This window comes from Vibrio sp. S234-5 (assembly GCF_000960595.1).
Taxonomy (GTDB): Bacteria; Pseudomonadota; Gammaproteobacteria; order Enterobacterales; family Vibrionaceae; genus Vibrio.
The window spans coordinates 1-283 of the sequence record NZ_JZAM01000136.1 but is presented as its reverse complement, the minus strand read 5'-3'; the positions used below and the strand labels follow the sequence as shown (position 1 = coordinate 283).

1 pseudogene is annotated in these 283 nt (G+C 43.8%); it reads left to right on the top strand.

Features of this window, described 5'->3' with window-relative positions:
* Window positions 1-84: 84 nt before the first annotated feature.
* Window positions 85-207: pseudogene (locus UF06_RS27460) on the top strand (DUF3265 domain-containing protein); the annotation flags it as partial.
* Between the last annotated feature and the right edge of the window lie 76 nt (window positions 208-283).

Sequence of the window (283 nt, the reverse complement as noted above, 5' to 3'; positions counted from 1 at the left end):
CTCTACGAAAAGCCATTCAGGTATCGATTTTCCGGATGAACCTAATCTTGTTTCCAGAAAAACGTAACCCATTGAAGCTTAAGCATAACAAGGCGTTCAAGAGGGATTCATGCCGCGTGGCATTTTTGGTATGCGGTGATTTTTGGTGGTGAAAGCGGTCTGCGGAAACTTGGTTTATGCGGCATTCACCCCTTAATTGGGCGTTATAACGCTAAAGGAGTACAGAGTGAAAATAGGCATTGTTCAGATGCAAATGAGATGGACTGTTGCACAAAACCTTTCG